Annotated in this window: 29 protein-coding genes; 3 read left to right on the forward strand and 26 right to left on the reverse strand. The window is 65.1% G+C overall.

The window, feature by feature from the left end:
• Genes rpsE through rpsJ form a run of 19 tightly spaced genes read right to left on the reverse strand, consistent with a single transcriptional unit; the run spans position 1 to position 8664 of the window.
• Complete coding sequence (gene rpsE, locus DA69_RS07470; protein WP_024353167.1) at positions 1 to 600, reverse strand: 30S ribosomal protein S5; 600 nt, start codon at positions 598 to 600, stop codon at positions 1 to 3.
• A 13-nt stretch (positions 601 to 613) separates the two neighbouring features.
• Positions 614 to 970 carry a 50S ribosomal protein L18 gene (gene rplR / locus DA69_RS07475; RefSeq protein WP_025978150.1) on the reverse strand — a complete coding sequence of 119 codons (357 nt, stop codon included), beginning with the start codon at positions 968 to 970 and terminating at the stop codon, positions 614 to 616.
• Positions 971 to 973: 3 nt separating this feature from the next.
• The gene (gene rplF / locus DA69_RS07480) at positions 974 to 1507 is read right to left on the reverse strand and encodes a 50S ribosomal protein L6 (RefSeq protein ID WP_024353168.1); all 534 of its coding nucleotides are present in this window, start codon (positions 1505 to 1507) and stop codon (positions 974 to 976) included.
• A 1-nt stretch (position 1508) separates the two neighbouring features.
• Entirely contained in the window at positions 1509 to 1907 is a 399-nt protein-coding gene (gene rpsH / locus DA69_RS07485; RefSeq protein ID WP_025978151.1) for a 30S ribosomal protein S8, read from the reverse strand.
• A gap of 15 nt (positions 1908 to 1922) precedes the next feature.
• Positions 1923 to 2228 (reverse strand): 30S ribosomal protein S14, encoded by a 306-nt coding sequence (gene rpsN / locus DA69_RS07490; RefSeq protein ID WP_003170022.1) that lies wholly within the window; start codon positions 2226 to 2228, stop codon positions 1923 to 1925.
• Between the two features lie 19 nt (positions 2229 to 2247).
• Positions 2248 to 2805, reverse strand: coding sequence for a 50S ribosomal protein L5 (gene rplE / locus DA69_RS07495; RefSeq protein ID WP_025978152.1), 558 nt, complete (start codon positions 2803 to 2805; stop codon positions 2248 to 2250).
• Positions 2805 to 3113, reverse strand: coding sequence for a 50S ribosomal protein L24 (gene rplX, locus DA69_RS07500; RefSeq protein ID WP_025978153.1), 309 nt, complete (start codon positions 3111 to 3113; stop codon positions 2805 to 2807). Before rplX ends, rplE begins: the two co-directional genes overlap by 1 nt.
• Positions 3114 to 3115: 2 nt before the next feature.
• A complete protein-coding gene (rplN, locus tag DA69_RS07505; protein WP_003164378.1) occupies positions 3116 to 3484 on the reverse strand; it encodes a 50S ribosomal protein L14 in 369 nt (122 codons plus the stop codon).
• Positions 3485 to 3502: 18 nt separating this feature from the next.
• The gene (rpsQ, locus tag DA69_RS07510) at positions 3503 to 3745 is read right to left on the reverse strand and encodes a 30S ribosomal protein S17 (protein WP_003164377.1); all 243 of its coding nucleotides are present in this window, start codon (positions 3743 to 3745) and stop codon (positions 3503 to 3505) included.
• 10 nt (positions 3746 to 3755) lie between these two features.
• Entirely contained in the window at positions 3756 to 3953 is a 198-nt protein-coding gene (rpmC, locus tag DA69_RS07515; RefSeq protein WP_003164376.1) for a 50S ribosomal protein L29, read from the reverse strand.
• The gene (gene rplP / locus DA69_RS07520) at positions 3953 to 4390 is read right to left on the reverse strand and encodes a 50S ribosomal protein L16 (protein ID WP_003164375.1); all 438 of its coding nucleotides are present in this window, start codon (positions 4388 to 4390) and stop codon (positions 3953 to 3955) included. Before rplP ends, rpmC begins: the two co-directional genes overlap by 1 nt.
• A 6-nt stretch (positions 4391 to 4396) precedes the next feature.
• Complete coding sequence (gene rpsC, locus DA69_RS07525) at positions 4397 to 5140, reverse strand: 30S ribosomal protein S3 (RefSeq protein ID WP_025978154.1); 744 nt, start codon at positions 5138 to 5140, stop codon at positions 4397 to 4399.
• Positions 5140 to 5520, reverse strand: a complete 381-nt coding sequence (gene rplV / locus DA69_RS07530) for a 50S ribosomal protein L22 (protein WP_003170028.1) — start codon at positions 5518 to 5520, stop codon at positions 5140 to 5142. The genes rpsC and rplV overlap by 1 nt, the downstream gene beginning before the upstream one ends.
• Positions 5521 to 5523: 3 nt before the next feature.
• Positions 5524 to 5802: a 30S ribosomal protein S19 gene (gene rpsS / locus DA69_RS07535; protein ID WP_003164372.1), complete on the reverse strand. Its 279-nt coding sequence runs from the start codon at positions 5800 to 5802 to the stop codon at positions 5524 to 5526.
• A 2-nt stretch (positions 5803 to 5804) separates the two neighbouring features.
• Positions 5805 to 6641, reverse strand: coding sequence for a 50S ribosomal protein L2 (gene rplB, locus DA69_RS07540; RefSeq protein WP_025978155.1), 837 nt, complete (start codon positions 6639 to 6641; stop codon positions 5805 to 5807).
• Between the two features lie 4 nt (positions 6642 to 6645).
• Positions 6646 to 6951, reverse strand: a complete 306-nt coding sequence (locus DA69_RS07545) for a 50S ribosomal protein L23 (RefSeq protein ID WP_003170030.1) — start codon at positions 6949 to 6951, stop codon at positions 6646 to 6648.
• Entirely contained in the window at positions 6951 to 7589 is a 639-nt protein-coding gene (gene rplD, locus DA69_RS07550; protein ID WP_025978156.1) for a 50S ribosomal protein L4, read from the reverse strand. The genes DA69_RS07545 and rplD overlap by 1 nt, the downstream gene beginning before the upstream one ends.
• Positions 7589 to 8335 carry a 50S ribosomal protein L3 gene (gene rplC / locus DA69_RS07555; protein WP_025978157.1) on the reverse strand — a complete coding sequence of 249 codons (747 nt, stop codon included), beginning with the start codon at positions 8333 to 8335 and terminating at the stop codon, positions 7589 to 7591. The genes rplD and rplC overlap by 1 nt, the downstream gene beginning before the upstream one ends.
• Positions 8336 to 8358: 23 nt before the next feature.
• The gene (gene rpsJ / locus DA69_RS07560; protein ID WP_003164367.1) at positions 8359 to 8664 is read right to left on the reverse strand and encodes a 30S ribosomal protein S10; all 306 of its coding nucleotides are present in this window, start codon (positions 8662 to 8664) and stop codon (positions 8359 to 8361) included.
• A gap of 582 nt (positions 8665 to 9246) precedes the next feature.
• Here rpsJ and DA69_RS07565 point away from each other — a divergent pair.
• Positions 9247 to 10005: an outer membrane protein gene (locus DA69_RS07565; RefSeq protein WP_025978158.1), complete on the forward strand. Its 759-nt coding sequence runs from the start codon at positions 9247 to 9249 to the stop codon at positions 10003 to 10005.
• 157 nt (positions 10006 to 10162) lie between these two features.
• On the opposite strand, the gene DA69_RS07570 is transcribed toward DA69_RS07565, so the two are convergent.
• From DA69_RS07570 to DA69_RS07580, 3 genes are all read right to left on the reverse strand, one after another.
• Positions 10163 to 11053, reverse strand: a complete 891-nt coding sequence (locus DA69_RS07570; protein ID WP_025978159.1) for a GIN domain-containing protein — start codon at positions 11051 to 11053, stop codon at positions 10163 to 10165.
• An 86-nt stretch (positions 11054 to 11139) separates the two neighbouring features.
• Complete coding sequence (locus DA69_RS07575; RefSeq protein WP_025978160.1) at positions 11140 to 12072, reverse strand: cupin-like domain-containing protein; 933 nt, start codon at positions 12070 to 12072, stop codon at positions 11140 to 11142.
• A gap of 35 nt (positions 12073 to 12107) precedes the next feature.
• Entirely contained in the window at positions 12108 to 13241 is a 1134-nt protein-coding gene (locus tag DA69_RS07580; protein ID WP_025978161.1) for a GNAT family N-acetyltransferase, read from the reverse strand.
• 148 nt (positions 13242 to 13389) lie between these two features.
• Here DA69_RS07580 and DA69_RS14700 point away from each other — a divergent pair, with 148 nt between their 5' ends.
• Positions 13390 to 13554 carry a hypothetical protein gene (locus DA69_RS14700; RefSeq protein WP_167349647.1) on the forward strand — a complete coding sequence of 55 codons (165 nt, stop codon included), beginning with the start codon at positions 13390 to 13392 and terminating at the stop codon, positions 13552 to 13554.
• 109 nt (positions 13555 to 13663) lie between these two features.
• On the opposite strand, the gene tuf is transcribed toward DA69_RS14700, so the two are convergent.
• The 4 genes from tuf to rpsL all read right to left on the reverse strand — a co-directional run bounded on the left by tuf (position 13664) and on the right by rpsL (position 18080).
• Entirely contained in the window at positions 13664 to 14854 is a 1191-nt protein-coding gene (gene tuf, locus DA69_RS07585; protein ID WP_064108282.1) for an elongation factor Tu, read from the reverse strand.
• 111 nt (positions 14855 to 14965) lie between these two features.
• Positions 14966 to 17044 (reverse strand): elongation factor G, encoded by a 2079-nt coding sequence (gene fusA, locus DA69_RS07590; RefSeq protein WP_025976279.1) that lies wholly within the window; start codon positions 17042 to 17044, stop codon positions 14966 to 14968.
• A 148-nt stretch (positions 17045 to 17192) separates the two neighbouring features.
• A complete protein-coding gene (gene rpsG / locus DA69_RS07595) occupies positions 17193 to 17666 on the reverse strand; it encodes a 30S ribosomal protein S7 (protein WP_025976278.1) in 474 nt (157 codons plus the stop codon).
• A 39-nt stretch (positions 17667 to 17705) separates the two neighbouring features.
• Positions 17706 to 18080: a 30S ribosomal protein S12 gene (gene rpsL / locus DA69_RS07600; protein WP_003165508.1), complete on the reverse strand. Its 375-nt coding sequence runs from the start codon at positions 18078 to 18080 to the stop codon at positions 17706 to 17708.
• Positions 18081 to 18450: 370 nt separating this feature from the next.
• Between rpsL and DA69_RS07605 the strand changes: the two genes are divergently transcribed.
• On the forward strand, positions 18451 to 19287 hold the full coding sequence (locus tag DA69_RS07605; protein WP_025976277.1) for a hypothetical protein: 837 nt from the start codon (positions 18451 to 18453) through the stop codon (positions 19285 to 19287).
• Positions 19288 to 19378: the final 91 nt, after the last annotated feature.

Below are 19378 nucleotides of genomic sequence, written 5' to 3' on the forward strand. Positions count from 1 at the left end.
TCAGCCCTCCACGGCTTCCGGCGCCGAAGCGCCGTCATTGCGGCGGCCCATCAGGTCGGACACCTTCTTGCCCCGCTTGGAGGCGATCTGGCGCGGCGACGACTGAACCTTCAGAGCTTCGAAGGTGGCGCGGATCATGTTGTACGGGTTCGACGAGCCGGTCGACTTGCCCACGACGTCCTGGACGCCGAGGGTTTCGAGGACTGCACGCATCGGACCGCCCGCGATGACGCCGGTGCCCGGAGGCGCCGCGCGCATCATGATCTTGCCGGCGCCCCAACGGCCGTTGCCGTCGTGGTGCAGGGTGCGGTTCTCGCGCAGCGGAACCTTGATCATGGTCTTCTTGGCTTCTTCGGTCGCCTTGCGGATGGCTTCCGGCACTTCGCGCGCCTTGCCATGACCGAAGCCGACGCGGCCTTTGCCGTCGCCGACGACCATCAAGGCCGCGAACGAGAACCGGCGGCCGCCTTTGACGGTCGCGGCCACGCGGTTGATGTGCACCAGCTTCTCGACGATGTCCGAATCCGGACCATCAACGGGAGCGTTGCGGTTGTCGCGACGGTTGCGGTCGCCGCCGCCGCGTTGGGGTTCACGAGCCATGCTTGCCGTTCCCTTAGAAGTTCAGGCCGGCTTCGCGCGCGGCTTCCGCCAACGCCTTGACCCGGCCGTGATAGATGTAGCCGCCACGGTCGAAGACGACGTCGGTGACGCCCTTCTCGATGGCGCGCTCGGCGATCAGCTTGCCGATCATGGCAGCGGCTGCGACGTCCGAACCCTTGGACCCCTTGCCGCCTTCCAGCGACGAGGCGGCAGCCACCGTGACGCCCTGGGCGTCGTCGATGATCTGGGCCGAGATGTTCTTGTCCGAACGGTGAACCGACAGGCGCAGGCGACCGTTGGCGACAGCCTTCAGGCGACGGCGAGTGCGCTCGGCGCGGCGCTTGGCTTGTTGTTGAAGAGAGAGAGCCATGACTTACTTCTTCTTGCCTTCCTTGCGCCGGACGAATTCGCCCTGGTAGCGCACGCCCTTGCCCTTATACGGCTCCGGCGGACGCATCTTGCGGATGACGGCGGCGATTTCACCAACGACCTGCTTGTCGGCGCCCGAGATCTTGATCTCGGTCTGCTTCGGCACAGCGAAGGTGACGCCTTCCGGCGGAGCGATGTCGACGTCGTGCGAGAAGCCGAGCTGCAGCGAGAGATCCTTGCCCTTCAGGGCGGCGCGGTAACCGACGCCGACCAGTTCCAGGGTCTTCTCGAAACCGTCGGTCACGCCGGTCACCATGTTGGCGACCAGGGTGCGCGACAGGCCCCACATGGCCTTGGCGCGCTGCGTGTCCGAACGCGGGGTCAGCGACAGTTCGTCGCCTTCCTGCTTGACTTCGATCTCTTCGGCGACGGTCCAGGAGCGTTCGCCCTTGGGACCCTTCACGGTGATGTCCTGGCCGTTGAGCGTGACAGTCACGCCCTTCGGCACAGCGATGGTTTTCTTGCCGATACGAGACATATCAGTAGACCCTGCACAGGACTTCGCCGCCGACGTTAGCGTCGCGCGCGGCGGCGTCAGACATGACGCCCTTCGAAGTCGAAAGGATCGAGATGCCGAGGCCGTTCTTGACCGGCTTCAGATCGCCGATGGCCGAATAGACGCGACGGCCGGGCTTCGACACGCGGGCGATCTCGGCGATCACCGGCTGGCCGTCGAAGTACTTCAGCTCAATCTCGAACTGCGGGAACTCGCCGGGGTTCTGAACCAGCGAATAGCCGCGGATGTAGCCCTCGTCCTGCAGCACGTCCAGGACGCGCTGGCGCAGGCGGGAAGCCGGGGTGAGCACCGTCGAACGCTTGCGGGTGGCCGCGTTCTTGATGCGAGCGATCATGTCGCTCAGGGGATCGTTGATCATCATGTCTGTTCGCTCCCCTTACCAGCTCGACTTCGTCAAGCCGGGGATCTGACCCATGTTGCCCAGCTCGCGCAGGGCCACACGGCTCATCTTGAGCTTGCGGTAGTAAGCCCGCGGACGACCCGTCACTTCGCAACGGTTGCGAATGCGGCTCGGAGCCGAGTTGCGCGGCAGAGCCGCCAGCTTCAAGCGCGCATCGAAACGCTCCTCAAGCGGCAAGCTCTCGTCGTTGGCGATAGCCTTCAGGGCGTCCCGCTTCGCGGCATACTTCGCAACCAGGGCCTTGACGGCTTCGTTGCGGTTTACGGCGCTTTTCTTAGCCATTGTTCTCTTCCCTTCCCGCTCAGTTCACGAACGGGAACTTGAACTCGGTGAGGAGAGCCTTGGCTTCCTCATCGGTCTTGGCCGTGGTGCAGACGATGATGTCCATGCCCCACATCTGATCGATCTGGTCGTAGTTGATCTCCGGGAACACGATGTGCTCCTTCAGACCCGTGGCGTAGTTGCCGCGACCGTCGAACGAGGTGCCCTTCAGGCCACGGAAGTCCTTCACGCGCGGCAGGGCGATCGTGATGAACCGGTCCAGGAACTCGTACATCTGGGCGCCACGCAGGGTGACCTTGCCGCCGATGATCATGCCTTCGCGCAGCTTGAAGCCGGCGATGGAGTTACGAGCCTTGGTCGGCACGGCCTTCTGACCGGCGATGGCCGTCAGGTCCTTGAGGGCCGCAGTGGCCTTCTTGGAGTCAGCGACGGCTTCACCGATGCCCATGTTCAGGACGATCTTGTCCAGCTTGGGAATCTGCATCTCGTTCGTGTAGCCGAACTTTTCCTTCAGGGCGCCGCGGATGCGGTCCTGATATTCGGTCTTGAGACGCGGCATGTACTTGGTGTCGGCCATCAGATGACGTCTCCCGTCGACTTGGCGAAGCGGACCTTCTTGTCCCCCTCGACCTTGAAGCCCACGCGGGTCGCCTTGCCGTTGCCGTCGACGATCGCGACGTTCGACAGGTGAAGCGAGGCTTCCTTGTGCTTGATGCCGCCTTGCGGGTCAGCCTGGGTCGGGCGCGTGTGGCGCTGGACCATGTTGACGCCTTGCACGACGACGCGGTTCTCGGTCGGCAGGACCCGGATCACCTGGCCGGTGCGGCCCTTGTCCTTGCCGGTGAGGACGACGACGTTGTCGCCCTTCTTGATCTTCGCGGCCATGGTTACAGGACCTCCGGAGCCAGCGAGATGATCTTCATGTGGTTCTTGGCGCGCAGCTCGCGCGGAACCGGGCCGAAGATACGGGTGCCGACAGGCTCGTTCTGCTTGTTGACGATGACGGCGGCCGACTTGTCGAAACGAATGACAGAGCCGTCCTTGCGTTGGATGTCCTTCGCGGTGCGCACGACGATGGCGCGAACGACGTCGCCCTTCTTCACGCGGCCACGCGGAATCGCTTCCTTCACCGAGGCGACGATGGTGTCGCCGATCGAGGCGTAACGGCGCTTAGAACCGCCGAGCACCTTGATGCACATGACCCGGCGAGCGCCCGAATTATCGGCGACCTCCAGGTTAGTTTGCATCTGGATCATGGGATCCGATCCTTCTTCTTACGAAGCCGAAGACGGGGAAATGATTTCCCAGCGCTTCAACTTGGACTTGGGGGCGCATTCGATAATGCGCGCGATATCGCCGACTTTGAGAGCGTTCGCCTCATCGTGAGCGTGGTAGTTCTTGGACTTACGAACCGTCTTGCGGAGCAGCGGGTGCAGCAGGGTGCGCTCGACCTTCACGACGACGGTCTTGTCGCCCTTGTCGGAGACGACCACGCCTTCAAGAATGCGTTTGGGCATCGGTGTTTCCTTACGAGGCCGCACGCTTCTCGCGCAGAAGCGTCGAGATGCGAGCGATGTCCTTGCGCACTTCCGAGACCCGGTGGGTCTTTTCCATCTGGCCGGTAGCGGCCTGGAAGCGCAGGTTGAACTGTTCCTTCTTGAGCTTCAGCAGCTCGTCGGACAGTTGGTCGACGGTTTGCGACCGGAGATCGGCGATCTTGGTCATTAGGCGGCTTGCTCCGTAACGATGCCGGCGTCCAGGCGGGTGACCACCTTGGTGCGGATCGGCAGCTTGGCGGCGCCGAGGCGCAGCGCTTCACGAGCCACGTCGTCCGGCACGCCGTCGATTTCGAACATGATGCGGCCCGGGGCCACGCGAGCGGCCCAATGGTCCACCGCGCCCTTGCCTTTACCCATCCGCACTTCGGCCGGCTTGCCGGAGACCGGCACGTCGGGGAAGATACGGATCCAGACGCGGCCCTGACGCTTCATCTGACGGGTGATCGCGCGGCGAGCCGCTTCGATCTGACGCGCCGTGATGCGCTCCGGCTCGACGGCCTTCAGACCGTAGGAGCCGAAGTTCAGCGAGAAACCACCCTTGGACGAGCCGTGGATGCGGCCTTTGAAGGCCTTGCGGTACTTGGTCTTTTTCGGTTGCAACATGGCCTATCAGCCCTCACGACCACGGCGAGGACCGCGATCACCGCGGGGGCCGCCACGGCCTTCGTTGGACGACGGACCCGAGGCTTCCTGGGCCCAGCGCTTGTCCTGAGCCATCGGGTCGTGCTCGAGCACTTCACCCTTAAACACCCAGACCTTCACGCCAATGATGCCGTAGGTCGTCTTGGCTTCATAGAAGCCATAGTCGATGTCGGCGCGCAGGGTGTGCAGCGGCACGCGACCTTCGCGGTACCACTCCATCCGAGCGATTTCGGCGCCGCCCAGACGGCCCGAGACGTTGATGCGGACGCCCTTGGCGCCCAGGCGCATGGCCGACTGCATCGAACGCTTCATGGCGCGGCGGAACGCGATACGGCGCTCCAGCTGCTGAGCGATGTTCTCGGCGATCAGCTGAGCGTCGGTTTCCGGCTTGCGGACCTCGACGATGTTCAGGTGAACTTCGCCTTCGGTGCGAGCGGCGATGTCCTTGCGCAGCTTCTCGATGTCAGCGCCCTTCTTGCCGATCACGACACCCGGACGGGCGGCGTAGATCGTCACGCGGCACTTCTTGTGCGGACGCTCGATGATGATGCGCGACACGCCAGCGGCCGACAGGCGTTCCTTCAGCCACGTGCGCAGCTTCAGGTCCTGATGGAGCAGTTTGGCGTAGTCGGCGCCGCCGGCGAACCAGCGGCTGTCCCACGTGCGGTTCACGCCGAGGCGCAGACCGATCGGATTGATTTTCTGACCCATCAGGCGGCCTCACCTGCTTCGCGAACCACGATGGTGATTTCGCTGAACGGTTTCAGGATGCGCGACGAGCGGCCGCGAGCACGGCTCGCGAAACGCTTCATCACCAGGTTCTTGCCCACGAAGGCCTCGGCGACGACCAGGTTGTCGATGTCGAGGTTGTGGTTGTTCTCGGCGTTCGAGACGGCCGAGTACAGGACCTTGCGGACGTCGCCGGCGATGCGCTTGCGGCTGAATTCCAGCTCGTTGAGAGCCTTCTGCACCGGCAGGCCGCGGATCGATTGAGCCACCAGGTTCAGCTTCTGCGGGCTGATACGGACGTTGACCAGCTTGGCGCGGGCCTCGGTCGCAGCAACGCGACGGGGGTTCTTGGTCTGGGCCATGGATTACTTCCTCTTGGCCTTCTTGTCCGCCGCGTGGCCCGGGAAGTTCCGGGTCGGGGCGAACTCGCCGAACTTCATGCCGACCATTTCTTCGGAGACCGACACCGGCACATGCTTCTGGCCGTTGTGGACGCCGAACGTCAGACCGACGAACTGCGGCAGGATGGTGGAGCGGCGCGACCAGGTCTTGATCACGTCCTTGCGGCCCGACGATTGAGCGGCGTCGGCCTTCTTGAGCAGATACCCGTCGACAAACGGGCCTTTCCAGGAGGAGCGGGCCATTCTTAGCGAGCCTTCTTCACGTGGCGAGTACGGATGATGAACTTATCCGTAGCCTTGTTCTTGCGGGTGCGGGTGCCCTTGGTGTCCTTGCCCCACGGCGTAACCGGGGTACGACCACCAGAGGTCCGGCCTTCACCACCACCATGCGGGTGGTCGATCGGGTTCATGGCGACGCCGCGGACGTGCGGACGCCAGCCCATGTGACGCTTGCGACCAGCCTTGCCCAGGTTCTGGTTCATGTGCTCGGGGTTCGACACCGCGCCGACCACGGCCAGGCACGAGTCCAGAACCATGCGCAGTTCGCCCGAGCCGAGACGGATCTGGGCGTAGCCCTGGTCGCGACCGACCAGTTGGGCGTAGGCGCCGGCCGAACGGGCCAGCTGAGCGCCCTTGCCCGGCTTCATCTCCACGTTGTGGATGATGGTGCCGACCGGCATCGAACGCAGGGGCATGGCGTTGCCCGGCTTCACGTCGACCTTTTCACCCGCGACGATGGTGTCGCCGGCGTGCAGGCGCTGAGGCGCGATGATGTAGGTCTTCTCGCCGTCGGCGTAGTTCACCAGAGCGATGAACGCCGTGCGGTTCGGGTCGTACTCCAGACGCTCGACCGTGCCGACCACGTCGAACTTGCGACGCTTGAAGTCGATCTTGCGGTACAGCTTCTTGGCGCCGCCGCCGCGGAAGCGGACAGCGATGCGACCGCCCTGACCACGGCCGCCCGACTTGGTCAGGCCCTCGGTCAGCGACTTCTCCGGGCGGCCTTTGTGCAGCTCGGAGCGGTCGACCAGCACCAGGGCGCGGCGGCCCGGCGACGTCGGATTGTAATGCTTCAGAGCCATGGTCTTAGAGCCCCGTCGTGACGTCGATCGACTGACCATCGGCCAGCGTCACGATCGCTTTCTTGATGTCCACGCGGCGACCGAGGATGCCCCGGAAGCGCTTGGTCTTGCCCTTTTGAACCAGGGTGTTGACCTTGAGGACGTTGACTTTGAACAGGCTTTCGACCGCAGCGGCGATCTCGTCCTTGGTCGCCGTGCCGGCGACGCGGAACACGACCTTGTTCTGCTCCGACAGGATCGTGGCCTTCTCGGTGATCACCGGAGCCAGGATGGTGTCGTAGTGCTTGGCGGTGGGTTGAGCGGCGGCCATTATGCGGCTTCCTTCTCAGCGAAGCGGGCCTCGATCGCCTCAACGGCGGCCTTGGTCAGCACCAGTTTGTCCGCCCGCAGGATGTCATAGACGTTCAGGCCGGCGTTCGGCAGCACGTCGATGTGCGGGATGTTGCGCGCGGCCAGGCCGAAGTTAGCGTCGACTTCCGGACCCGCGATGATCAGAGCCTTGGTCCAGCCCAGCTTGCCGAAGGTTTCGCGCAGGGAAGCCGTCTTGGGCTCCTTGACCGAAACGCTGTCGACGACGACCAGGTCGCCGGCCTTAACCTTGGACGACAGGGCGTGCTTCAGCGCCAGGGCGCGGACCTTTTTCGGCAGCGAGAAGCCGTGGTCGCGAACGACCGGGCCGAACGCCGGCGAACCGCCGACGAACTGGGGCGCACGACGCGAGCCGTGACGGGCACCGCCCGTGCCCTTCTGCTTGTACATCTTCTTGCCCGTACGAGAGTTCTCGTTGCGGGTTTGAACCTTGTGGGTGCCGGCGCGGCGCTTGGCCAGCTGCCAGTTGACGTAACGGGCCAGCAGGTCGCCGCGGATGTCGGAGATGCCGAAGACGGCGTCCGACAGCTCAACGTCGCCAGCAGCCTTGCCGTCGAGTTTGATGACCGAGAGTTTCATTACGCTTCACCGCCTTCGGTCGCTTCCACGGCCGGAGCTTGTTCAGCCGGCGTCGAAGCGGGTTGAGCAGCAGCCGACTTCACGGCGCCCGGGAACGGAGCGTCCGCAGGGCGGGCCTTCTTGATGGCGTCGCTGACCTTGACGTAGGCGCCGTCGTGACCGGGGACAGCGCCCTTGATCATGATCAGGCCACGCTCGGCGTCCACGCGGACGACGGTCAAGTTCTGGGTGGTGACGACTTCCTGGCCCAGGTGACCGGCCATCTTCTTACCCTTGAAGACGCGACCCGGATCCTGACGCTGGCCGGTCGAACCGTGCGAGCGGTGCGAAATCGACACGCCGTGCGAAGCACGCAGACCGCCGAAGTTCCAGCGCTTCATGGCGCCGGCAAAGCCCTTACCAATGGTATGGCCCTGGATGTCGACCTTCTGACCCGCGAGGAAGTGGTCGGCCGACAGTTCGGCGCCCACGTCCAGCAGGGCGTCTTCGCCCACGCGGAACTCGGTCACATAGGCCTTCGGCTCAACCTCGGCCTTCGCGAAAACTTCGCGTTGAGCCTTGGCCGTGTTCTTGGCCTTCTTAACGCCAGCGCCCAGCTGAAGGGCGACGTAACCGTCGCGCTCCTTGGTACGTTGGCCGACGACTTGGCAGCCGTCGAGCTGGAGTACAGTGACCGGAACGTGTGCGCCGTCATCGGCGAACACGCGGGTCATCCCCAGCTTCTTGGCGATCACGCCCGTGCGCATGTCGGATCCCGCCTCTTTCTTTCTTAGATCTTGATCTCGACGTCCACGCCGGCGGACAGGTCGAGCTTCATGAGCGCGTCCACGGTCTGCGGGGTGGGGTCGACAATGTCGAGCACGCGTTTGTGCGTGCGGATTTCAAACTGCTCGCGCGACTTCTTGTCGACGTGCGGCGAGCGGTTCACGGTGAACTTTTCGATCAGGGTCGGCAGCGGGATCGGACCGCGAACGGTCGCGCCCGTGCGCTTGGCGGTGTTGACGATTTCGCGCGTCGAAAAGTCGAGGACGCGATGATCGAAGGCCTTGAGCCTGATGCGGATGCTTTGATCCATATCGGTTGTTATTCCCATGCGGCCGGAGCCGCGTCCCTGTGAACCATTTCAAAGACCGAAGCCCCGAGACGAAAACTCGTCCCCAGGAAACGCAAATCCGCAAAAACGAGCGGCCCACGCAGTCCCCCGCGAAGGCCGTAAGTTCCCAAGAAGCTGCAAAGAACAGTAACTTAGGTCGTTCCTGCGAACCGCGTCTGCACCCGAAAGTGCACAGCCGGTCCAACAAGAGGGGCGCTTATGCCCTCCGATTCCGTTTCCGTCAAGCGTGGAAATCCCCGTCCCGTCAGGGTTTGCGACTCACCGCCCGCGCGGCCCCTGAAACGGTGCGCCGCAACATAACGCGGGCTGATCGTTAGGGACTGCGGCCGGAAAGCGGCCATATGAACGCCCCGGAAAGGCGCCGCCGCAATGATCGCCGTATACTGACGCAGTTATGCCTCAATGCGTCACTTTTGGGCAACATCGCCCCCAGTGTGACAGCGCCACGACATGTTTGTTACGGCAAAGCGCCAAACTGCGACCTATGTCTTGCCCATCGCCGGGCGGCTCAGCTTCCTGGCGGCAGTACATAAGGACAAAAAAATGAAAACCGTCTTTCTCGCTTCGGTCGCCGCCGCGACCCTGATCGCCGCTCCCGCCTTCGCTCAAGACGCCATCGGCTCGGCCGGCATCGCCTATAACTACGCCGACGTGGACGGCACGGACGTGAACCGCGGCGTCATCGACGGCACCGTCGCTTCGTCGGTGTTCGGCGACTGGACCGTGACCTTCAACGCCGAAGCCGCCTACACCGACGTCAAGGACGCTGGCGACGAAACCACCCTGGCCGGCGCCGTCCACCTGTCGAAGAAGATCGAAGACATGCGCTTCGGCGGCTTCTACGGCGCTTCGGAACTGGGCGCGACGACGCTGAACACCTTCGGCCTGGAAGGCCAGAAGTACCTGGACGGCGCCACCCTGACGGGCGTCGTCTCGTACGGCACGGCGGCTGACGCCGACATCTGGACCGTGGCCGGCGACGCCGCCTTCTACGCCACGCCGCAACTGCGCCTGAGCGGCGGCGCCGCCTACACCAACGTCGACGCCGACAACATCTTCATCGGCGCTGGCGACGTGGACGCCTGGTCGGCCGGCGTGGCTGCTGAGTATCAGTTCGCCAACTCGCCGTACTCGGTCTTCGGCGGCTACGACTACGTCAAGTCCTCGGACCTGGACGTCGACGCCAACGTCTTCAAGATCGGCATGCGCTACAGCTTCGGCGGCGGTCTGCAAGCCCGCGACCAAGCCGGCGCCAACCTGGGCCGCACGCACAACGGCGTCGCCGCCCTGTTCGGCTACTAAGACGTCTACGCGGTCCGCAAGGGCCGCCTGGAATGACGAAACCCCGGCGGAGCGATCCGCCGGGGTTTTTGTTTGGCTCATGCCCGACTGCAGACATGAAAAAGGCCCGGAGGGTTCCACGCTCCCGGGCCTTTTCCTTCAGAAACCGCGCGCGGCGTCAGCGGCCGATCCGCAGGTCTCCTGATCCGACGATCGAGCGCGACACCCGGCCGGTCGCCTCGGCCACCCGGACATCGCCCGACCCGGCGATGGCCGCTGACACATCGCCGGCCGTTCCCTCGAAGCGGACATCGCCCGAACCGCCGATCGACACCTTGAGCGACGGAGCGCGCCCAGCACGCACCCGCACGCCGCCCGAACCGCCGATGGCGATTTCGGTTTCGCCATCCACCCGCGCCACTTCAATACTGCCTGAGCCGCCGACATTGGCCTCCAGCCTGCCTGTCGCCCCGGCAAAGACCGAGCCGGAGCCGCCGACCGACGCTTCCAGATTGCGGGAGGTCCCGGCACGGATGCTGCCCGAGCCGCCGACCGACAGGTCCACGTCGCCGTCGACATTGGCCACCGTCCACGATCCGCAGCCGCCAGACCCAAGGTCAACCGAGCGTGCGCCGCGCCCGACGGAGCCGAACACAGCCCCTCCCCCGTTGAGGTCCACGTCGCGCGGCGTGCGCAGGACGATCATCGGGGCATCCTCCATCCGGATCCGCCCCTTGCCCCGCACCTCGACCGTGGCGCCGTCGCCAGGCTGGCGAGCGTCGGCCCGGCTATTGTTGCAGGATCCGATAAGCCCGCCGCCCATGCCGCGCGCGCGGCCCAGGCCGCCGTCGATCCGCACCTGATCGCCGCGACGTTCGATGCGCAGTTCCGGCAGATCGGCTGAGCCCTGGGTGATCTCCACCCCGACATCCGCGCGGTCTTCCGGAATGACGATCACACGCGCCACCGCATTGCGGATGGTCACTTCAGCGGCGAGCGCCGGAGCCGCCAGAACGGCGGATGCGGCCAGGGCGGATCCCAAGGCGGCGGCGATAGCGGCGGGTTTCATCAGCGAGCTCTCCCTGTCTCTGTGTCCAGGCGAGACTGGGGGCCCCACGTCGCAAAGTCAGTTTAAATCGAGGTCATGAACCCCTTTTAACCTTGGCCTCCGGCCGCCTCGGCGTTCAGTCGCCCGGCGCCGTCCACGGCGCCCGCCTGGGGCACGAAGTCACGCTCGAAGTTCTCCAGACGGCTCTTCAGGGCGCCGGTCTTCTTCAGCAACACCGACGCCGCCCACCGCGCGGCCAGTTCAGGCGTTCCCATCTGGTCGGTCGAGCGGGGCGCCCCTCCCCGGCTGCGCACCACGGCGTTGGTGTAGAGGGCCCCTCGTCTCAGTCGCGAACTCCAGGTCTGGAAGTCGACCGAAAGGGAGACGCAGAACCGGTCCAGATTCTCCACCCGATGCGGCGCGAAGAAGGGCCAGGTCAGCGCTTGACCAGGCTCCAGGTCGATCGCCTGAGCGTCCTGTTCGAAGGCGCGGACATAGGGGATTTCCTCGGTCGTCTGCCGTGCAATCACCTGCTCCATGCTGCGCTCGGGCAGATGCGCCTCATCGCCCGGAAAGACGAACAGCCGCTTGCGGCCGCGCATGTGGAACAGGATCACCCCGGACGCGTCGAAGTGGTAGGGCACCCGAGCCTTCGGCGACGACAGGATCAGCTGACCATTGCGGCTGACCGCCTTCAGACCCGGATAGGCCTCGCCCATGATGCGGTCGAACTCGGCCATCGTCGCCTGCCACAACTCGGGCCAGCCGCGCTCGACGTCGCGCATATTGACCCATAGACGGCCCTGCTGGATCGCCTCAAGCAGTTCGGCGCCGTTCAGCCGCCCGCGCGCGCCCGTCCTCAGGCTGACCTGCCCTTCGTCGTCGTAGTCGTACAGGTTGATGTCGAACAGATCCGGAGGATACCGGTCCAGCACCTCGGCCAGGGCCTGATCCTCAGCGAAGCCGTTGGCGACCAGGGCATGCGCATGGACTGCCGCCTGGCTGATCGGACCCGCATAACGCGTCATGGAAGCCGTCATTCCGTTTCCTCCTCTACCGGCCTGTCCGGCCGCCCCTATTTCCGCACCATGTCGACGGCGGCGCGCAGCGCCCCCGAGGCTCGGCCCGCCAAGCTCGTTTCACACGCCTCGATCACGGCCCAGCGGCGCCGCGTACTGGTGCGCAGACGCTGCGCCCGCTCACGGCCCGCCAGGCCGACCGCGGCGCTCATCGTGGCGCACAGGGCCCTGGACACGCCGGGCCGGGCCACGACGCCTTCGACGGTCGCCAGACCCCCGTCATCGTAGTATTTCTTGTAGTAGCCGCCTACGCCGACGCCGTAGTCGAAGGTCCGGTAGCCCCGTTCGGACCCCAGCCGGATCGTCTCCTGCGTCAGCACTATGCCCGGCGACCAGCGCGCGACTTCCTGGTTATAGACCGGGAACCACAGGTGGAAATGACGCCCCGCGTGCATGGAGTATTCCATCGCCACCACGCGGCCATCGACGCGCAGCACCGCCATCGAGGCGCCGAAACCGTCTTCGCCCTCGCAGTCCATCAGGGCGTGCAGGACCGGGCCGGTCCAGCCGCAGGCGAAAATGTCATGCAGCCCGGTGCGGCGGTACTGTTCGCTTTTTTCGATGATCAGCCGCTCCAGCAGGGCGTGATCGTGCAGGCAGATTTCGATCTCGACCGTCTTGAAAGCCCCGTCCAGCCCCCGCCGCGATCGCTCCTTGTCCTTGAAGTATTTCGGAAAGGCCTTCCTGCGCCGCGCGTACCAGGCGTCGAAGCCCCCTTCGTCCGGCACGATCGAGACGACACTGTTATTACGGGGCATCTGTTCCGGCGCTTCACCGATCCAGGCGGCGGCGGCGAAGCGCGGCGCCCCCAGCAGACGCGCCGCCTCCTGCATCGAGGGCTTCTGATCCTTGGGACCGATGACCCCGTGATAGTCGTTCATCGGCGCCGCCAGCGGCTGGATCGTCCCGCCCCGGCGCTGATGCGGATAATAGCCTACGACGCGGCCGTCCCGTTTGAAGACAGCCACGGCCGAGCCGGGACAGATCGCCCCCGCCGTGCGCGCGAACTCCCAGCGGAAATAGGGGCTGCTCAGGTCCGGATCCGCGCGCGCCCAGTCATTCCACTGCGCGCCGTCATGGGCCGTCAGCTCGGCCAGGCTGCGGATTTCGACTGACAGTGTTTCCGACATGACGCTCCCTTCGGAACGATCACAGCAAGTCCCGTTCCATCCCGGCTTGATAAGGCCAAGCTCTTGAGGCGGGGTTAGCGCGCAGTCGCGTTGGCGCAGAAACGGAGCCTCTTGTCGCCCCCGGCATTGTCTTGGGCAGGAGGTCCCCATGACAACGCCCCGCCCCAAGAGCCGCGACACCGAGAACGAGAACCAGCGCCCCGACAAGGCCGGTCATCCGCCGCGTCCCGCGACCGAACCGAAAGGCGCCGAAGGCAGCAGCAACTCCGGCCGCACCGAAACCGACCCTGCGACCGGCGAACCGAACCACTGAATGCAAAACGGCCCCCGGATCGCTCCGGGGGCCGCTCTGTTACGCTTACGCTTACTCGTTACTGGCGAACCAGCGAGGGCCAAGGCCCCCGCTCATTCTGACGTCGATATTACTCGACGATCTTGGCCACGACGCCGGCGCCGACGGTGCGGCCGCCTTCGCGGATGGCGAAGCGCAGCTTCTCTTCCATCGCGATCGGCGTGATCAGCTCGACGTCCAGCTCGGCGTTGTCGCCCGGCATGATCATTTCCACGCCTTCCTTCAGGCGCACGATGCCGGTCACGTCCGTCGTGCGGAAGTAGAACTGCGGGCGGTAGTTCGTGAAGAACGGCGTGTGACGGCCGCCTTCTTCCTTGTTCAGGATGTAGGCCTCAGCCACGAACTTGGTGTGCGGGGTGATCGAACCCGGCTTGCACAGCACCTGGCCGCGCTCGACGTCTTCACGCTTGGTGCCGCGCAGCAGCACGCCCACGTTGTCGCCGGCTTGACCTTGGTCCAGCAGCTTGCGGAACATTTCGACGCCCGTGCAGGTCGTCTTCTGAACCGGACGGATGCCGACGATTTCGACTTCTTCACCGACCTTGACGATGCCGCGCTCGACGCGACCCGTCACCACGGTGCCGCGGCCCGAGATCGAGAACACGTCTTCGACCGGCATCAGGAACGGCATGTCGATCGGGCGTTCCGGTTGCGGGATGTAGGCGTCGACCGCCGCCATCAGCTCCAGAATGCGCTCTTCGCCGATCTGCGGGTCGCGGTCTTCGACAGCGGCCAGGGCCGAGCCCTTGATCACCGGAATGTCGTCGCCCGGGAACTGGTACGAGCTGAGCAGCTCGCGCACTTCCATTTCGACCAGCTCCAGCAGCTCCTCGTCGTCGACCATGTCGACCTTGTTCAGGAACACCACCAGGGCCGGAACGCCGACCTGACGCGACAGCAGGATGTGCTCGCGGGTCTGCGGCATCGGGCCGTCAGCGGCCGAGCACACCAGGATCGCGCCGTCCATCTGGGCGGCGCCCGTGATCATGTTCTTCACGTAGTCGGCGTGGCCCGGGCAGTCCACGTGCGCGTAGTGACGGTTGGCCGTCTCATATTCCACGTGCGACGTGTTGATGGTGATGCCGCGCGCTTTTTCTTCCGGCGCGTTGTCGATGTCGGCGTAGTTCATCGCCTTGCTGCCGCCGGCCTTCGCCAGCGTCATCGAGATCGCCGCCGTCAGCGTCGTCTTGCCGTGGTCAACGTGGCCGATCGTGCCGATGTTCACGTGCGGCTTAGTGCGTTCGAACTTTTCCTTGGCCATTCTCTAGCTCCTGGAATCCCCAAAGCGGGGGTCCAAATGGGTTTGGGGATAGGTGGGGCGATTTGTGCTCAAACCGCCCCGTTTTCAAGTGCGTCCGTCCGAAAGACGGATTTAGGCGTACTTCTTGATCACTTCGTCGGCGACGTGTTGCGGCACCGCTTCATAGTGGTCGTACTGCATGGTGAACTGGGCGCGGCCCTGCGACATGCCGCGCAGCGTGTTCACATAGCCGAACATGTTGGCCAGCGGCACGAAGGCGTTCACGACGACAGCGTTGCCGCGCATGTCCTGACCTTGGATCATGCCGCGACGGCCGTTCAGGTCGCCGATGATCGAGCCCAGGTACTCTTCCGGGGTCACGACCTCGACGGCCATGATCGGCTCGAGCAGCTTCGGTCCGCCCTTCTCCTTCAGTTCGCGGAACGCGGCCCGCGAAGCGATTTCAAACGCCAGCACCGAGGAGTCGACGTCGTGGAAGGCGCCGTCGATCAGGGTCGCCTTGACGTCGATGACCGGGAAACCGGCCAGCAGGCCGTTGTCCTTGGCCGACTTCAGGCCCTTTTCCACGCCCGGGATGTATTCCTTGGGCACGGCGCCGCCGACGATGGCCGACTCGAAGACGAAGTCCGAACCCGGCTCGCCCGGCTCGAACACCAGCTTGACGCGGGCGAACTGGCCCGTACCGCCGGTCTGCTTCTTGTGGGTGTAGTCGATCTCGGCCTTGCGGCTGATGGATTCGCGATAGGCCACCTGCGGCGCGCCGATGGTCGCTTCGACCTTGTAGGTGCGCTTCAGGATGTCGATCTTGATGTCCAGGTGCAGCTCGCCCATGCCCTTCAGGATCGTCTGGCCCGACTCGTGGTCGGTCGAGACGGTGAAGGACGGATCTTCCGAAGCCAGCTTGGCCAGGGCGACGCCCAGCTTCTCTTGGTCGGCCTTGGTCTTGGGCTCGACGGCGATCTCGATCACCGGCGCCGGGAATTCCATCTTCTCGAGGATGACCGGCGACTTCAGCGGATCACACAGGGTGTCGCCGGTGCGGGTTTCCTTCAGGCCAGCCAGGGCGACGATGTCGCCTGCGTAGGCTTCCTTGATGTCTTCACGGTTGTTCGAGTGCATCAGCAGCATGCGGCCGACGCGCTCGCGCTTGTCGCGCGACGAGTTCAGCAGCGACTGGCCGGTCTCCATCTTGCCCGAGTAGACGCGGCAGAAGGTGATCGAGCCGACGAAGGGGTCGTCCATGATCTTGAACGCCAGGACCGACAGGGCTTCATCGTCCGAAGCCTGACGCGAGGTCGGCTCTTCGGTCTTGAAGTCGATGCCCGGAATGGCGGGGATGTCCACCGGCGACGGCAGGTAGTCGACGACGGCGTCCAGCAGGGGCTGCACGCCCTTGTTCTTGAAGGCCGAGCCGCACAGGATCGGATAGAAGGCGCCCGAGATGACGGCCTTGCGGATGCAGCGCTTCAGCACTTCCACCGACGGCTCTTCGCCGCCCAGGTAGGCCTCCATGGCCTCGTCGTCGATCTCGACGGCGTTGTCGACCAGGTACTGGCGGGCTTCGGCGGCGGCGTCGGCCAGGTCAGCCGGGATGTCGCGCACATCGGCCGAGGCGCCGACTTGGTCGGTTTCCCAGACCAGGGCCTTCATCTCGACCAGGTCGATCACGCCCTTCAGGTTCGATTCCGAACCGATCGGCAGTTGGATCGGCACAGCCTTGGCGCCCAGACGGTCGCGGATCGACTCGACCGACTTCTCGAAGTCGGCGCCGATCTTGTCCATCTTGTTGACGAAGACGATGCGCGGAACCTTGTACTTGTCGGCCTGGCGCCAGACGGTTTCCGTCTGCGGCTCGACACCGGCGTTGCCGTCCAGAACGGTCACGGCGCCGTCGAGCACGCGCAGCGAACGCTCGACTTCAATGGTGAAGTCCACGTGGCCGGGGGTGTCGATGATGTTGAGGCGCTTCTCTTTCCAGAAGGCGGTCGTCGCGGCCGACGTGATGGTGATGCCGCGTTCCTGCTCCTGGTCCATCCAGTCCATGGTGGACGCGCCATCGTGCGTCTCGCCCATTTTGTGGTTCTTGCCGGTGTAGAACAGGATCCGCTCGGTCGTCGTCGTCTTGCCCGCGTCGATGTGGGCCATGATGCCGAAGTTGCGGTAGTCTTCGATTTTATGTGTGCGGGGCATTGGATTTGCCTTCCGGGAGCTTCGCGGACGCGCGAGCGCCCTGGGATGTCGGATATGACGGCGCGGGCGGTTCAGTCTGAACGCCCGCGCCGGATCGTCTGATTGGCGACCGTCCCATTATCCGAAGAAGAGGGACGGTTTTAAGACGTTACCAGCGGTAGTGGCTGAAGGCGCGGTTGGCTTCGGCCATCTTGTGGGTGTCTTCGCGCTTCTTGACGGCGGTGCCACGGTTGTTCGAGGCGTCCAGCAGCTCGGCGGCCAGCTTTTCGGTCATGGTGTTCTCGCCGCGGTTGCGCGCAGCGTTGACCAGCCAACGGATGGCCAGGGCGCGACGACGGTCCGGACGGACCTCGACCGGCACCTGATAGGTGGCGCCGCCGACGCGACGCGAACGAACTTCGACGGCCGGAGCGACGTTTTCCAGCGCAGCGTGGAAGGTTTCGACCGCAGTCTGTTCCTTCTTCTTGTCAGCCAGGATGTCGAAGGCGCCGTAAACGATGTTTTCGGCGACGGCCTTCTTACCTTCGTACATGACGTAGTTCATGAACTTGGTGACCACCAGGTCGCCAAACTTCGGATCCGGCAGAACTTCACGCTTCTGAGCGCGGTGACGACGGGACATGGATGTATCCTCTTAAATCTGTAGGGCGCTAGGAGCGGATTACTTCGGACGCTTGGCGCCGTAGTGCGAACGACGCTGCTTGCGGTCCTTGACGCCCTGGGTGTCGAGCACGCCGCGCAGGATGTGGTAGCGAACGCCGGGCAAGTCCTTCACGCGGCCGCCGCGGATCAGCACGACCGAGTGCTCCTGCAGGTTGTGGCCTTCGCCGGGGATGTAGCACACGGCTTCGACGCCGTTCTTGGCCAGACGGACCTTGGCGACCTTACGCAGAGCCGAGTTCGGCTTCTTCGGGGTCGTGGTGTAGACGCGGGTGCAGACGCCGCGGCGCTGGGGCGAACCCTCCAGGGCCGGGACCTTGTTGCGGACCGGCTTCGGCTTGCGGGGCTTGCGGATCAGCTGGTTGATCGTGGGCATTCGAATTCGTCTCTTTTCGATGTGGAGGCGTGTGTCTTTCGACCGGAGCGCCTCATGAGCCTTCTTTTGAACGGGACCGAAGCCCCGCCCGGGTGTTATCGAGCCGAACGAGACGCCCAAACAGAAAAACCGGAACGCGCGCTTCGGGCGTTCCGGCGGGCGCAGCCCGTCCGTTCGATTGTCACGATCTGAGCGAACGGCGAACCGCCCACCTCTCGAAAGTGCGCGGCTTCTACGCGCGATCCGTTAACAGGTCAAGAGATTCGCAGAGGCGCCGGCCTTATCGCACGCCGTTCGTCCTGTTCAGCGCTCCGCCCACATATCGCCACGCTTGCAAAGCCATGTTCTCATTGAGGGATGGGGAGGTCGCATGACCGTCGCGGTTCTGGACAGATTGAGCTCGGGCCGCCCGTCGGGCCGACGACGCGCGGCGACGATCGGCGTCTCGGTGCTGATCCACGGCCTGCTGCTGGCCCCCCTTGCCTTCCAGACCGTCAGACCGGCGCCGAATCTGGTCACAACCACGCTTCCGATCGTCTATCTCGATATAGAGCCGCGCCCTCTTCTGCCCGATGAGCGGCCGCGCCTGCCCGCCGTCGCCCCCGCGCCGCAGGTCCGCCCCGCGGGTCCGTTCAGCCGCGAAACGGCGCCCGCTCTTACCGCCGCCGAACGCCCCGCCCCGCTGGCGCCGCGCCTGGCCCGCGAAGCCCCCGACGGCGCGCCCGCCCCGCCCGGCGCACAAGCCGCCGATCCCTGGCAGGTGACGCCCGAAAGCCAGGCCGCCGCCACGGCGCGTGCGCTGCGCACCTCTCCGGCGGGCTGCCGCTCGACGGAACTGCTGACCCGCGCCGAACGGGCCCTCTGCGACGAGCGGTTCAATGAGCGCGCCGCCGAGGCTGCGGCGCGTCGCCCCATCGCCGGCAGCGGCAATTCAGAGCGCGACGCCCGTTTCGCTCGCGAAGGCGCGCGCGAGCTGCAACGCTATGAGGCCAAGCGCCGCCCGCTCAGCGGGGGCGTCGGCGTCCTGGCGCCGCAGGACTGCCCCGGCTCCAACTTCGGCACGGGCTGCGCGGGCGCCCATCTGGATTCCTCGATGCAGATGGACTCCAGCCGGAATGTCCAGACCCGCCGCGACGGCGCCCCCGCCTCGGGCCGCCCGATGACGCCCGGCGCCGCCGGCCCCCGCGAGGCGATGCGGCCGCAGTAGGCTTCCAGCACACGGCCCCCATGAGCTCGCCACGCCCAACAGCCTCAAGTAGCGCAAGGCGCGGTAGGCCGACAAACGGCCTCAAGCAGCG

The sequence above is a fragment of the Brevundimonas naejangsanensis genome (assembly GCF_000635915.2).
Classification (GTDB): domain Bacteria; phylum Pseudomonadota; class Alphaproteobacteria; order Caulobacterales; family Caulobacteraceae; genus Brevundimonas; species Brevundimonas sanguinis.

Coding starts and splice junctions, on each gene's coding strand:
- rpsN (WP_003170022.1), bottom strand. CDS start 2,228: ATGGCTAAGAAAAGCGCCGTAAACCGCAACGAAGCCGTCAAGGCCCTG.
- rpsS (WP_003164372.1), bottom strand. CDS start 5,802: ATGGCCCGCTCCTCCTGGAAAGGCCCGTTTGTCGACGGGTATCTGCTC.
- rplV (WP_003170028.1), bottom strand. CDS start 5,520: ATGGCCCAGACCAAGAACCCCCGTCGCGTTGCTGCGACCGAGGCCCGC.
- rplB (WP_025978155.1), bottom strand. CDS start 6,641: ATGGCTCTGAAGCATTACAATCCGACGTCGCCGGGCCGCCGCGCCCTG.
- tuf (WP_064108282.1), bottom strand. CDS start 14,854: ATGGCCAAGGAAAAGTTCGAACGCACTAAGCCGCACGTGAACATCGGC.
- rpmC (WP_003164376.1), bottom strand. CDS start 3,953: ATGACCAAGATCGCCGATCTCCGGTCGCAAACCGTCGACCAACTGTCC.
- DA69_RS14700 (WP_167349647.1), top strand. CDS start 13,390: ATGACAACGCCCCGCCCCAAGAGCCGCGACACCGAGAACGAGAACCAG.
- rplR (WP_025978150.1), bottom strand. CDS start 970: ATGGCTCTCTCTCTTCAACAACAAGCCAAGCGCCGCGCCGAGCGCACT.
- rplD (WP_025978156.1), bottom strand. CDS start 7,589: ATGAAACTCTCGGTCATCAAACTCGACGGCAAGGCTGCTGGCGACGTT.
- rplX (WP_025978153.1), bottom strand. CDS start 3,113: ATGGCCGCGAAGATCAAGAAGGGCGACAACGTCGTCGTCCTCACCGGC.
- rplF (WP_024353168.1), bottom strand. CDS start 1,507: ATGTCTCGTATCGGCAAGAAAACCATCGCTGTGCCGAAGGGCGTGACT.
- DA69_RS07565 (WP_025978158.1), top strand. CDS start 9,247: ATGAAAACCGTCTTTCTCGCTTCGGTCGCCGCCGCGACCCTGATCGCC.
- rplN (WP_003164378.1), bottom strand. CDS start 3,484: ATGATCCAGATGCAAACTAACCTGGAGGTCGCCGATAATTCGGGCGCT.
- DA69_RS07570 (WP_025978159.1), bottom strand. CDS start 11,053: ATGAAACCCGCCGCTATCGCCGCCGCCTTGGGATCCGCCCTGGCCGCA.
- DA69_RS07605 (WP_025976277.1), top strand. CDS start 18,451: ATGACCGTCGCGGTTCTGGACAGATTGAGCTCGGGCCGCCCGTCGGGC.
- DA69_RS07575 (WP_025978160.1), bottom strand. CDS start 12,072: ATGACGGCTTCCATGACGCGTTATGCGGGTCCGATCAGCCAGGCGGCA.
- DA69_RS07545 (WP_003170030.1), bottom strand. CDS start 6,951: ATGGCCGCCGCTCAACCCACCGCCAAGCACTACGACACCATCCTGGCT.
- rpsC (WP_025978154.1), bottom strand. CDS start 5,140: ATGGGTCAGAAAATCAATCCGATCGGTCTGCGCCTCGGCGTGAACCGC.
- rpsE (WP_024353167.1), bottom strand. CDS start 600: ATGGCTCGTGAACCCCAACGCGGCGGCGGCGACCGCAACCGTCGCGAC.
- DA69_RS07580 (WP_025978161.1), bottom strand. CDS start 13,241: ATGTCGGAAACACTGTCAGTCGAAATCCGCAGCCTGGCCGAGCTGACG.
- rplE (WP_025978152.1), bottom strand. CDS start 2,805: ATGGCCGACACCAAGTACATGCCGCGTCTCAAGACCGAATATCAGGAC.
- rpsH (WP_025978151.1), bottom strand. CDS start 1,907: ATGATGATCAACGATCCCCTGAGCGACATGATCGCTCGCATCAAGAAC.
- rpsJ (WP_003164367.1), bottom strand. CDS start 8,664: ATGGATCAAAGCATCCGCATCAGGCTCAAGGCCTTCGATCATCGCGTC.
- rpsL (WP_003165508.1), bottom strand. CDS start 18,080: ATGCCCACGATCAACCAGCTGATCCGCAAGCCCCGCAAGCCGAAGCCG.
- fusA (WP_025976279.1), bottom strand. CDS start 17,044: ATGCCCCGCACACATAAAATCGAAGACTACCGCAACTTCGGCATCATG.
- rplC (WP_025978157.1), bottom strand. CDS start 8,335: ATGCGCACGGGCGTGATCGCCAAGAAGCTGGGGATGACCCGCGTGTTC.
- rpsQ (WP_003164377.1), bottom strand. CDS start 3,745: ATGCCCAAACGCATTCTTGAAGGCGTGGTCGTCTCCGACAAGGGCGAC.
- rpsG (WP_025976278.1), bottom strand. CDS start 17,666: ATGTCCCGTCGTCACCGCGCTCAGAAGCGTGAAGTTCTGCCGGATCCG.
- rplP (WP_003164375.1), bottom strand. CDS start 4,390: ATGTTGCAACCGAAAAAGACCAAGTACCGCAAGGCCTTCAAAGGCCGC.